At 36.5% G+C, this 12,776-nt stretch carries 12 protein-coding genes; 5 read left to right on the top strand and 7 right to left on the bottom strand.

The genetic code is table 11. The features are described from left to right. The first annotated feature begins 113 nt into the window (after positions 1 to 113). The gene (locus R2I74_RS06595) at positions 114 to 944 is read left to right on the top strand and encodes a hypothetical protein (protein ID WP_316354707.1); all 831 of its coding nucleotides are present in this window, start codon (positions 114 to 116) and stop codon (positions 942 to 944) included. A 2-nt stretch (positions 945 to 946) separates the two neighbouring features. On the opposite strand, the gene R2I74_RS06590 is transcribed toward R2I74_RS06595, so the two are convergent. Then, positions 947 to 3,727, bottom strand: a complete 2,781-nt coding sequence (locus R2I74_RS06590; protein ID WP_316354705.1) for a sodium:solute symporter family transporter — start codon at positions 3,725 to 3,727, stop codon at positions 947 to 949. An 88-nt stretch (positions 3,728 to 3,815) separates the two neighbouring features. Between R2I74_RS06590 and R2I74_RS06585 the strand changes: the two genes are divergently transcribed. From R2I74_RS06585 to R2I74_RS06570, 4 genes are all read left to right on the top strand, one after another. Continuing rightward, the gene (locus R2I74_RS06585; RefSeq protein WP_316354703.1) at positions 3,816 to 5,384 is read left to right on the top strand and encodes a type I restriction-modification system subunit M; all 1,569 of its coding nucleotides are present in this window, start codon (positions 3,816 to 3,818) and stop codon (positions 5,382 to 5,384) included. Between the two features lies 1 nt (position 5,385). Further along, entirely contained in the window at positions 5,386 to 5,991 is a 606-nt protein-coding gene (gene fic, locus R2I74_RS06580; protein WP_316354700.1) for a protein adenylyltransferase Fic, read from the top strand. A 62-nt stretch (positions 5,992 to 6,053) separates the two neighbouring features. Continuing rightward, a complete protein-coding gene (locus R2I74_RS06575; RefSeq protein WP_316354699.1) occupies positions 6,054 to 7,190 on the top strand; it encodes a restriction endonuclease subunit S in 1,137 nt (378 codons plus the stop codon). Between the two features lie 37 nt (positions 7,191 to 7,227). Then, on the top strand, positions 7,228 to 9,483 hold the full coding sequence (locus R2I74_RS06570; protein WP_316354698.1) for a type I restriction endonuclease subunit R: 2,256 nt from the start codon (positions 7,228 to 7,230) through the stop codon (positions 9,481 to 9,483). A 5-nt stretch (positions 9,484 to 9,488) separates the two neighbouring features. On the opposite strand, the gene R2I74_RS06565 is transcribed toward R2I74_RS06570, so the two are convergent. The 6 genes from R2I74_RS06565 to R2I74_RS06540 all read right to left on the bottom strand — a co-directional run bounded on the left by R2I74_RS06565 (position 9,489) and on the right by R2I74_RS06540 (position 12,692). After that, a complete protein-coding gene (locus R2I74_RS06565) occupies positions 9,489 to 9,959 on the bottom strand; it encodes an IS630 family transposase (RefSeq protein WP_316355238.1) in 471 nt (156 codons plus the stop codon). Position 9,960: 1 nt separating this feature from the next. Next, complete coding sequence (locus R2I74_RS06560; protein WP_316353116.1) at positions 9,961 to 10,314, bottom strand: IS630 transposase-related protein; 354 nt, start codon at positions 10,312 to 10,314, stop codon at positions 9,961 to 9,963. Positions 10,315 to 10,352: 38 nt separating this feature from the next. Beyond that, the gene (locus R2I74_RS06555; protein ID WP_316354697.1) at positions 10,353 to 11,258 is read right to left on the bottom strand and encodes a DUF7146 domain-containing protein; all 906 of its coding nucleotides are present in this window, start codon (positions 11,256 to 11,258) and stop codon (positions 10,353 to 10,355) included. Then, positions 11,251 to 11,460, bottom strand: a complete 210-nt coding sequence (locus R2I74_RS06550; protein WP_316354696.1) for a helix-turn-helix transcriptional regulator — start codon at positions 11,458 to 11,460, stop codon at positions 11,251 to 11,253. Before R2I74_RS06550 ends, R2I74_RS06555 begins: the two co-directional genes overlap by 8 nt. Before the next feature lie 151 nt (positions 11,461 to 11,611). Beyond that, on the bottom strand, positions 11,612 to 12,466 hold the full coding sequence (locus R2I74_RS06545) for a hypothetical protein (RefSeq protein WP_316354695.1): 855 nt from the start codon (positions 12,464 to 12,466) through the stop codon (positions 11,612 to 11,614). After that, positions 12,450 to 12,692 carry a hypothetical protein gene (locus R2I74_RS06540; RefSeq protein WP_316354694.1) on the bottom strand — a complete coding sequence of 81 codons (243 nt, stop codon included), beginning with the start codon at positions 12,690 to 12,692 and terminating at the stop codon, positions 12,450 to 12,452. The genes R2I74_RS06545 and R2I74_RS06540 overlap by 17 nt, the downstream gene beginning before the upstream one ends. Positions 12,693 to 12,776: the final 84 nt, after the last annotated feature.

Genomic DNA, 12,776 nt, shown 5'->3' with positions numbered 1-12,776 from the left:
TAAGTATTCAAAAGAAATACTGAAATTATTTTGTAATAAACAAATAAGGATAGACGAATTAAAGGCTTTTATTGTAAAATCCTAGCTAAATTAAAAAAATAATAATTAGTTATATGTTAGCAAAAAATATAAATTTTGTTGAAGACAACAATGCTGTGTTAACAGTGTTTGGTTATGATGCTTCAAAATACAATGCCTTAAAACACGGTATACTTTCAAAATACACTGTAATGCACTGGGAAAATAGAGAGGATTATGATTCTCTTCTTAGTTCTTTGGTTAGAGAATATAATCCTAATAGTACAACTGAAGAGCATTTAGTTGAAGAATTGGCAGGAATTATATGGCGTAAAATGCGTCTTAAGTATGCTGAGATGAGTAGTTTACAATCATCGTTAAGTAGAAATGTAGGAAGAGATAGTTTTGGTAGTAATGATTCTGCAAAAGATGCTTTGCTGGCAAGATCGTATGAAATAGAAAACTTTAATATAAAAGAAGCGATATTATCTAGTGAAAATGAAACTGAAGATGAATTAAGAATAGCTAAGGAATGTTTTGAACATTGCCTAGTAGCAATACGGATTTTAAAAGAAACAAACTCTTATGAAAATGGATTATCCGCTCTACACGAAGAAGATCAGACCAACTGGAAAAATGATTGGCTTAATGATGAGGAGAACGATATTTCTTCATCTACGGCAGAAGGATTATTATCTTGGACAAAAGACGCTAAAAAGTATTATGAAAAACGTATCTATGAGCTTGAAAATAGATCTAAAATTAAACAGCAAATTTTAGGCAAGTCTTTTTTAACAGATAAAGAACTTGATAAATACTCTAGATACGAGAGTCATTTAGACAGAAAATTTGAAAAGACTCTTGCTATGCTTATTAAGTTACAAGAAGTAAGAGAGGTAAAAAATCTTGAAAAATCCGTTTTGTAAAATTAGCTGTTTATCGGCAGAGTAAAAGCAAAGGTAGATCCTTTCTTACCATTGCTTTTACACCATATTTGCCCTTTATGAGCCTCTACAGCCCCCTTGCAAAGAGCGAGACCTATGCCCCTACCCCCAGCGGGTGTTTTAGTCCTAGAACTAACTTTAAAAGCTTCGAAAATAGAATATAGTTCTTTTTGCGGTATAGCTATTCCTTCATCGGTAATTTTAAAAGTAACAAAATCATTATTCTTATTAAATTTGATTGTGATTCTACCATTTTTACTATAAGAAATCGCATTAACAATTAAATTGTCTAGAGTTGAAGTAATGTAATGTTCATCACAACTTACCAATACATCATCTTCTATATCACAGAAAAATTCTAAGTCCTTATCTTCCAAATATAGTTTTTTGCAATAATCTAGGCGTTTATATATTAAATCACTTAAATCCACCTGCTTTTTATTTAATACATAGTTGAGACTCGAAAGTTTAGATACGTCAATCATATTGTTAATAAGAGTTTCTAACCTCTGAGAACTTTTTGCTATTTCATGAGTAGCTTCACGTCTTTGCTCTTCAGTAAATTTATCATAATTATCCCACAAAACTTGCCCCATACTTGTAATACCAACAATAGGTGTACGTGCTTCATGTTCTAAGTTACGGAGAAATTCATATTTTAGCCCCTGTGATTTCTCCAGCTCTTTTTCTCTGTCGTGTATATGAATACCTAAATGCTCTACTTTTTCTTCTGTAAGTTCTTGTTGCGCTTGTTTAGGTTTAAAGAAAGCAATTAATATACTGCTAATCATAAATAGTATATAGACCATCTTTAATCTTAAGTCCTCTAGTTCTGTAGAAAGATGCAGTATTCCTATATATTGTTGGTAAAGAATAATAGATAAAATTATGCCTGAAGCGATGATTATTAATGTAGATTGCCATCTAAGTAACATACCAATAATAGTTAAGTTCAAAATTAGAACAACCAATGATATATGATTAAAGTTACTTATTAAAACTAGAAAACTACTTATAAATGACGAAACAATAAATATAGATATTAACCATATAATTCCTAAATATTTTCTTTTAAAATTACTTGACCATAATTTTAAGCAAATAAGACTAGTAGCTATAAATAATACAGCACCTAACAAAATATTGATTAAGCGGAAATAGTGATAATATACTGTTCTATCAATGGAGAGAGTAATTATTGTTGCTGAGATTACGCTAAAAACAGCATAAACATAAACCATCTCTATTTTTAGAGGATTTAATTTACTATATTTTATCAAACTGAAATTAGTAATTTTTGTAGGTAAATTAGTAAAAAAATATTTAATTCCTTGCTGACGTTTTGGTGCAATTTCTTTTAAATTATCATTATCTTTAGCATTTACCCATCCACCAGATTCATTTAATAAATAATGCATCAACAACATAGTAGCTAAATTAGCAATAGTTCCCGGAATAATACTATCAATTCCTGTTGTTTGTTGGATGAATATCCTCCAGATTATTACTGTTGAAATTCCTACAATAATAGCAGTTAAAGCTACTTTTGGAGTACTACGAAAGCCAAAGATAGCTAATAACAATGGCATAGTAATTACAGGGGTATAAAAATTTCCAGCCAGCAACAATAAGTCATATAGGTTATTTGCAGATAATGCTAAAATAGTTGCCGATATTCCAACAAATATTGAGAAAATACGAGATAAGTGTAGAGTGTTTTTTGATGGTTTTATTAAATCATGAGCAAAGATCACTGCTGCTGAATTGATGTAAGAATCAGCACTGGACATGATCATTGCCATAATGCCAATTAAAGTTAGCCCCTTTAACCCTGGATAAGAATAGTTATCTATCACATATGTTACCAGAGTATCGGAATTTAGATTTGGATTATGCGCAAGTATGGTTATACCGATAAAGCACCCTGTTGCTCCGATAAATAGACAAAATAATGCTGCTAATGAAAAAGATTTACGAACCTGAGCAATGTTCTTTGCCATCAAGATTCTTTGGACAGTAGCTGGATCTAAACCAGGTATAGTGTAGTATAGGAATAAGATAAAAAAAGAATAGAGTTTTGGGTTATAAAAATTGAATACTGTAGTTGCACAAAATAAAGGATTACTTTTAGTAGCGTTCATGATTGTCCCTGGTGGATTATCAAATAAGCTCCAAACAAATATGGCAAAGAGTGGGACAAATACACCAAAAGTTAAAAATTGAATTACATCGGTAAAGGTAATAGCTCTAATCCCTCCTACTGTAGAGTAAGTAGTAATTACTATACTTGCAGCTAGTACTGCGTAAATACTGGAAAAGCCAAAAAAATGATAAAATAAATCTACCAAAACTTTAATTTGTACGGCAACATAGCCTATTGATAATAAAATTGAAGCAACGGCTGTGATAAACCTAATATTCTTGCCGTACAAGTCTCCCATAATTTCTGCAACAGAAATTTTACCCAAGAATCCACTTACTCTAGGAGCTATGACATAACCAACTATTAATAAGGTTAGTACATCACCAAATCGTGCTATTAGATGCCATAATCCTTCTTTATAGGTCTCTGATATTGCGCTGTAGAAAAAACCGCCACCAATCCATGTAGCAATAATAGTTGCAGCAATAGTTGCCGTACTAAAATTTCTATTACCTACAGCATATTGCTTTATTGTCTTGATACTTTTACCTGAATATAAACCGACTAATAAATTAATTGCTAAAAAAGATACGATAATTATTATATCTATGTTGTATAACATTTTACTTATGTTTATTTATATTATTCTACTTTAGGTTAAACAAAGTATTATAGTAATTCAATAGATAATTTATCATCTTAAGAAGAAAATGACTGATATAAAGAAAGAACAGGAACGTGCAGCACTACATTCTACAATTTGGAGAATTGCAAACGATTTGCGTGGTAGTGTGGATGGTTGGGACTTCAAGCAGTATGTTCTTGGAATGCTGTTCTATCGCTTTATCTCCGAAAATCTTACCTCCTATATTAATGAAAAGCAGCTCGAAGCTGGAGAAAAAAATTTCAGCTATGCCAAACTTAAAGATGACGAAGCCGAGCATGGCCGTGAGCTCATTCTTGAAGAAAAGGGCTTCTTTATTCATCCAAGCGAGTTGTTTGATAACATCCGCAAGCAAGCTGCCTTTGACACCAACCTGAACGAAACGCTTGAAAAGGTCTTTAAGAACATTGAGGCATCGGCCAAAGGTACGGACAGTGAGAACGATATGCGCGGGCTGTTTGATGACATCGATGTTAACAGCAATAAACTAGGTTCAACGGTTAGCAAACGTAATGAGATACTGGTCAAATTGATAAATGCCATCGGCAATTTGAACCTCGGCAACTATGGCGATAACTCTATTGATCTCTTCGGGGATGCCTATGAATACCTCATGACCATGTATGCCGCCAATGCAGGTAAATCAGGCGGTGAATTCTTTACACCCCAAGAGGTTTCCGAGTTGCTTGCACGAATCACGGTCGTAGGAAAAACAGAAGTCAACAAGGTCTATGATCCCGCATGTGGCTCTGGTTCACTCCTTCTCAAATTTGCCAAGGTTCTGGGCAAAGAAAATGTTCGCAACGGTTTTTACGGGCAAGAAATCAACATCACGACTTATAACCTTTGCCGCATTAATATGTTCCTGCACGATATCAACTATGAGCAGTTTGATATTGCGCATGGTAACACACTGACTGAAGCCAAGCATTGGGACGATGAGCCATTTGAAGCCATCGTTTCCAATCCACCTTATTCCATCAAATGGGATGGCGATGCAAATCCGATTCTGATTAATGACGAGCGTTTTACACCTGCTGGCATACTTGCCCCAAAGTCCAAGGCGGATTTGGCTTTTGTCATGCACGCACTTTCATGGCTTGCCACAAATGGCACGGCAGCCATTGTTTGTTTCCCTGGTGTGATGTATCGCGGCGGAGCGGAACAAAAAATTAGGCAATATCTAATCGATAACAACTTCGTTGATGCAGTTATCCAGCTACCACCTGACCTATTTTTTGGAACGACAATCGCCACCTGCATTCTGGTGTTGAAGAAGAAGAATAAGACTGATAACAAGACGTTGTTTGTTGATGCAAGTGCTGAATTTGTGCGTGGATCAGCCAAAAACAAGCTGACGAGTGCAAATGCAAAAAGAATTCTGGACTGCTACGTGGGTAGGGAAACCCAAGAATATTTCTCGCGCCTTGTAGATCATGCCGAGGTTGCAAAGAACGACTACAATATCAGTACCGGCACATATGTGGTGCTAAAGGACACGCGCGAGATTGTGGATATAACGGAGCTGAATGCCCACATCGCACAGATTGTCAAACACCAAGCCGAATTACGCAAGCAGATTGATGCGATTGTAGCAGATTTAGAGGGGTTATAACATGGTATTAGAAAATAAATTAAACATAACAAACCAGATTGAGCTTTCTCGATCCGAGGAAAAAATCAGCAAGCAAAAAGCCAAGCAGCTTTTTGATACGGAGGAAATCAACAAAATTGAGGTTGGAACATTTGCAGGTTTGGCACATATTCATAGAATTTTGTTTGAAGATATTTATGATTTTGCGGGTAAAATCCGTGAGGTGAATATAGCTAAGGGCAATTTCCGTTTTGTGCCGCTGATGTATTTGAAGCAATCATTGGAATATATCGACGTAATGGCGCAAGGCAACTTTGATGAGATTATTGAAAAATATGTTGAGATGAACATCGCTCACCCCTTCAGGGAAGGCAACGGACGTGCAACACGCATCTGGCTCGATGTCATACTGAAAGCGAATATCCAAAAAGTGATTGATTGGAATCTGGTGGATAAGGAAGCGTACCTATCCGCCATGGAACGCAGCGTGGTGAAGGACATCGAAATCAAGCAACTTCTGGGGGGTGCCCTAACCGATAAGATACATGACCGCAAAACCTTCATGAAGGGCATTGATGTTAGCTATTATTATGAGGGTTATAGCGAATTTAATACCGAGGATTTGTAATGAATAACCACCCCACTCAGCAACGCAATGAAAGCGACCATGAAAAAGGGAGGCATGCATGCATGAGTAGAATTGATGACATGATTGCAAAGTTGTGTCCAGAAGGGGTTGAGTTTAAGAAAGTATATGAAATAACAAACGTTATAAATGCGCCAAAGAAAATTAAGCGTGAGGATTATACACAGAATGGATTGTATGCAATTATCGACCAATCACAGGAATTTATTGCAGGATATACTAATGATGATGTTCTATTAGTTCCTGATGGAGAGTATGTAGTATTTGGCGAACACACCTGCATAACTAAATTTATTAATTTCTCATTCGCACAAGGTGCTGATGGAATAAAAATTCTTTGTGCCGTTAAAGAATTGTTACCAAAATATCTTTACTACTCTATATCCAACCTTAAGATTTCTAGTCGTGGATATAATAGACATTGGTCTGTATTGAAAGAAATCAAAATCCCCATCCCCCCACTTTCTATCCAGCAAGAGATTGTGAAAGTGCTAGATGTTTTCACAGAGCTGGAAGCCCGTCGCAAGCAATATAGCTATTATCGTAATAAGCTATTGAGCTTTAACGATGATACGGAGGTGGCAAGCTGGAAGACGATGAGTGAAATAGGAACATTCGTGCGCGGAAATGGATTACAGAAGAAAGATTTTACCGACATTGGTGTTGGCTGCATTCACTATGGGCAAATCTATACCTACTACGGAACTTTTGCGGATAAGACCAAATCTTTTGTGTCAGAATCTTTGGCCAAAAAAATGCGTAAAGCGCATACAGGAGACCTTATCATTGCAACGACAAGTGAAAATGATGAAGATGTCTGCAAAGCATTAGCATGGCTGGGCAAGGACGAAATTGCCATCAGTGGCGATGCCTATATCTATCGGCATTCTCTTCATCCTAAATACGCTGCATATTTCTTTCAAACAGAGCAGTTCCAGAAACAGAAAAAACGTCATATTTCTGGCACAAAGGTAAAACGGGTCAGTGGGGATAGCATGAAAAAATTTTTAATCCCTGTTCCACCGATGGAGGAGCAAGAGCGTATTGTATCCATCCTTGATAAGTTCGATACGTTGGTGAGTGACATATCAGTAGGATTACCAGCCGAGATTTCGGCTCGCCATAAACAATACGAGCATTATCGAAACAGGCTGCTGACATTCCAGGAGGCTGCTCGATGACCAGTTATAATACCATTGCCGAAAATCCAACAGCACGGTGGTTGCAGAATATGTTCCGATTGACCACGGCGATCCTAAGTATCAGTCGGAAAACGAGCTTGAGGTCGAATTCATCCGCATTTTACAGACGAATGGTTATGAATATCTGACCATTCGGAACAACAACGATCTGGTGGTGAATCTACGCAATCATATTTCACACCTGAATAATGTAGTGTTTACTGATTCTGAATGGAGTCAAATCCTTAACAACTATCTTGCCAACAAGAATGATACCATTGAAGAGAAAACTACCAAGGTGCATGAGGATTACATTTATAGCCTCAAGCGCGATGATGGTGCGACCAAAAATATCCGCATTTTCGATAAGGATAACATCCACAACAATTCATTGCAGGTTATCAATCAGTTCGAGACCGAGGGTGCACGCAAAAATCGTTATGACGTAACCGTCCTCGTTAATGGACTGCCGCTAATTCATGTTGAACTCAAACGGCGTGGCGCTGCCATCCGCGAAGCTTTCAACCAGATCAACCGTTATCAGCGTGATAGTTTCTGGGCTGAAAGTGGGCTTTTTGAGTATGTGCAATTGTTTGTTATCTCCAACGGGACGCACACAAAATACTATTCAAACACAACCCGCAACGCACACTTGAAAGAACGGGCAGGAAAAACTTCAGGTAAAAAAACCAGCAACAGCTTTGAATTCACCAGCTGGTGGACGGATGCCACAAACAAGCGCATTTCCGATCTTGTGGATTTTGCCAAAACCTTCTTCTCAAAGCATTCCTTGCTCTCGGTTTTGACCCGTTATTGTGTTTTCACCACCGATAAATTGCTTTTAGTGATGCGCCCTTATCAAATTGCGGCAGCAGAGCGCATACTGAACAAAATCGCTATGGCAACAAACCATAGGCAACTTGGAACGATTGATGCGGGCGGATATATTTGGCATACGACGGGCAGCGGTAAAACGTTGACCAGCTTTAAAACCGCGCAGCTTGCGAGTCGCCTTGACTTCATTACCAAGGTGATCTTCGTCGTGGATCGCAAAGACCTCGACTATCAAACGATGAAGGAATACGACAAGTTTGAGAAAGGATCAGCCAATTCCAATACAAGCACGGCGATTTTGGCAAGACAGCTTAGTGATAGACACGCTAAAATAATCATCACGACCATTCAGAAGCTGGCTAAGTTTATTGCTGGCAACAATAGGCATAGTGTCTTTGATGGTCATATCGTATTGATTTTCGATGAATGCCACCGCTCTCAGTTTGGTGAGATGCATACGAAAATCACCAAAGCATTTAATAATTATCATATCTTTGGGTTCACAGGTACACCTATCTTTGCAGCGAATTCTTCTTCTGGTGGCAATCCTCACCTTAAAACAACGCAGCAGGCTTTCGGACAAAAACTCCACGCCTACACGATTGTGGATGCAATCAACGATGAAAACGTTCTACCATTCAGGATTGATTATATCAACACCCTGAAGATGAAGAGTGATGTCAAGGATAAGAAAGTCCACGCCATAGATATTGAAGCTGCTGCTAACTCGCATAAGCGTATTACGCAGGTCACTGATTATATCCTTGAACACTTCGACCAGAAGACAAAGAGAAACGAGCGTTACACGCTGAAAGGTAAACGCCTCTACGGATTCAATTCTATCTTTGCCGTTAGCTCTATTGAGGTTGCAAAAAAATACTACGCAGAGTTTAAATCAAGTAAATCGGAATTAAAAATTGCAATTATCTATAGCTTCGGTGCAAATGAAGCTGAAGGTGATGACGGTATCCTGCCTGATGAGGATTTTGACACCAGCGGGTTGGATAAATCTTCCCGTGATTTTCTGGATCAGGCGATCTCAGACTATAATAAGGATTTCGGAACCAGCTACGATACAAGCTCTGACAAGTTCGAAAATTACTACAAAGACTTATCACAGCGGGTAAAGAACCGCCAAGTCGATCTGCTGATTGTTGTAAACATGTTTCTGACGGGATTTGATGCTACGACCCTTAATACTCTATGGGTAGACAATAATTTACGACATCACGGACTTTTGCAGGCATTCTCGCGTACCAACCGAATCCTGAACTCTGTCAAAACATTCGGTAACATCGTCTGCTTTCGCGATTTGGAACAGGCCACCAACGATGCGCTTTCAATTTTTGGTAACAAGGAAGCCAGTGGTATCGTCCTCTTAAAGTCTTATAGTGACTATTACAACGGCTGGGATAAGGACGGAAATCACCAACGTGGCTATATAGCTAAACCCCTATAAAACGGTTATAACATGTACTTTTCAAACAGAGTGTCTACGTCACAGCGATATTTCCTTCTTCTAGATTTAGCTTGAGCCCATTTTGGTTCAATAGGATTCAAATCAGGAGAATAAGGCGGTAAGTACTCCAATATATGACCAGCTTTTTCTATCATAGTTTTTAAATACGGACTTTTATGGAAACTTGCATTGTCTGTCACAACCACGGAATTATTAGGTAATTTCGGTATTAAATCTTGTTCTACCCAGCTGTTAAAAATAACTGTATTAACATTGCCGTCAAAAATTGACACGGTTAGCAGCGATTTACCTACTAATGCCCCTATAACATTAGTTCTTTTTGACGGATGCCAATCATGAACACCATAACACCTCTTGCCTTTTGCCGAATATCCGTGAGTTCTAGGCGCGCTATGGACAAACCCGCTCTCATCGGTAAAGACAATAACTTTTTCCTCTGCCTCGTACTTTTTTATCTTATTCTGAAATTCTAACCTCTCTTCTTCTTTTGCCTTCGGATGTTTTAAAGCTTTTTTTATACGTAATGTTCAACTTCTTTAATGCTTTTTGTATTCCAGATTTACTCACTCCTAACCGCTCAGCTCTTTCATATTGATACGCGTCACTATATTGCACCACGTCTTCTCTCAATTTATCAATCGGTATTTTTTTCGAAGCTCTATTCCTATTCTTTAGAGGAGATATTTTTTTAGTCCATACAAATACCGTGTTTTTTCCTACTCCAAAACGTTTTGATATTGATTCAAAACTCATCTTCTCTTTTTCTTTGATAGCCAGTACTTTCTTTCTAAAATCTATCGAATATGTCATAACAATTATTTTAATTATACCCTTTGATTATAACCGTTTTATAGAGGTTTAGCTATACTAACTTTATAACCTTCATCCAAAAGTCTAATTGCAAGTTTGTTTGCCGATTCAATTCCAGCTGCATCGGCATCTGCTGCAATAATAATTTTTCGAGTAATATCTACAGGCGGCACTTGTATATTTATCATTCCTGATGCGGATAAACTAGCCCATGTAGCAAATCCTGTTGCCACATATACGCTTAAAGCGGTTTCTATTCCCTCAGTAATTACTAATTTATAATCAGCAGATGCAAGCATTACTGCACCGCCTTTCATTTGTCCTAGCATCATTTTATTAGGATATATATCTGCTTTATCAGTACCGTCACCTTTTAGGTAAGTGCGATGAAGACCCATGATTTTATCGCTTCCATATCTAGTTATTGCCGCTACCATAGCAGGAAAACATTTTTTTAATGAACTATGGTATAAGTTGCCGTGATATCGAATTGACGGCAGTATACTGTCAATTTCTACACCTCGAGTTTTCAAGTATTTTTCAACTAAAGAGCATCTGCTACTCCAAGTTTCAGACCAAATCTTCTTAATATATTCTTCTACATTAACTTTAGGTGATTTAGGTGCTTTAGGTGGGATGTGGCTCAAATTATCGATTTTTAAATTTATACTTTTTCCTAATAATTCATAAGCTGCTTGATACTGTGAACAGCCCTTAAGATAAGCATATAGCGATATAATATCACTTCCTTTATCACCTGTTACAAAATCATAAAATTGTCCTGTAGTAAGATTAACTTTAAACGAGCCTAAATTATTGTCATTGCGGATTGGATTCAAGGCTAGCCAATGTCTGCCTTCTCGCTTACCTTTTGGTAAAAGGGTCATTATGGTTGACTCTGTGCAAATGCTGCTCTTGGCTTCAGTGAAAATATTATTATTCATGGCTACTAACTCCTTTCTCAACGAATTTTTCTAAGTCAGTAACTCTATATTTTACAAGCCTTCCTATCTTAACTGATGCTAGATTGTAGCGACCAGTGCATTTCCAATGTGCTAGAGTAGATTCTTTTACCCCAAGAAATTCAGCAGCCTCTTTTCGGTTAAGTAGTTGTGTATTTGAATAAGAATTGATTTTTGTTTGCATATTCTCCTCAATATTAATAAATGTGCTGCTAGTTATATTGAGAAAAAATAGATGAATATAGATATGTGCCAGCAGAACCATTGGCAAGTGCTAGCAAGAGCCAAAAATATATGCCTTGGAAGACTGAGGAATAAAGGCTTTGAGCTAAGATTTATTTTTTGTTTGTTATTGTTTTTCTAATATAATCCTCTAAATTTTCGTCCTTAAGTCCTTGAATAAGATTAGGTTTTTTGCGTAGCATATTGGCAATTTTGGTATACAGTTTTTGTTTAGTTAACTTTTTGCTATCTTCAATCATTAATAATTTGTTGTATTCGGTTATTATAAAATTACGAGCATTATCATATTTTCTACTTTTTGCATTTCCTCCTACTGAAGAAATTGAGTTTTTATAAATAGTTATAGGTAAAGCTAAAGAAAATTTATTGTTTTGCAAATAAAGAATATCTATAACATTGTAAACTGAGAGAGTGTGCGGAATTTTTAAACTATAATTATTTTTAAGAGTTAGAATGAAAGTGTGCTGAGACCCAGATACTTTGTTTAGCATTTCTTGGGAGTCGGATTGCTGAATTCCATAGAAAAAATAATATCGTGATTTTTCTTTATAGCCTAGATAAAATAGTCTGTTATCATCAATGATTTCAATATCATTCTGCGACTCAAGAGTATTTTGTAAAAACTTTGCTAATTTAGAGAGGCTTGTAGAGTACTGAAGAGAATTTATATCATTTACTACTTCAAAATTAGAGCATTCAAAGCATATTAAAAAATTTTTTAAATCTTTAGTAGTTACATCGCAAACACAGTCACAATGATTACACCAAGCAGTTTTTGGATCATGGTTTTTTTTGATTAAACCAGTATCAATTAAAGAATTTAATTGCTCTGTGGATACTAAGCGAGTTTCTTGCGGAGTCAGCATCGTATCAGTATTTGAAGAACAATGCTCAAGTCTTAAAAATAAGATTTGTAAAAATTTTCTAAACTTAGGCTGCAAGTTCATCTTGATTTGTTTTTATAATACCAGATAAACTTAGACAGCTTTTAATCTGTTCGTCAATTTCTTCATAGCCAAGATTTATAAGCCCTTTGTTATTGATAGTGAACTTTTTTATCAAAGACTTAGATAATGAGGGATCGTTTACTATAGCAATAAACTGTATAAACTTTACTTGATATTTTATAGGATTTTGAAAATCCTTTTGATTTATTAGCAATTGGTAAATCATATCTTGATTATCGGTAAATTGTTTCTTTCCTTTTGTTTGCCTGGTATCAAGAGTAATTTCACTGTAATATTCTAAAGTATTAAT

The sequence above is a fragment of the Candidatus Trichorickettsia mobilis genome (genome assembly GCF_963422225.1).
Lineage (GTDB): Bacteria > Pseudomonadota > Alphaproteobacteria > Rickettsiales > Rickettsiaceae > Trichorickettsia > Trichorickettsia mobilis_B.
The sequence above is the reverse complement of the archived record's forward strand: the minus strand, read 5'-3'. Positions and strand labels throughout refer to the sequence as shown.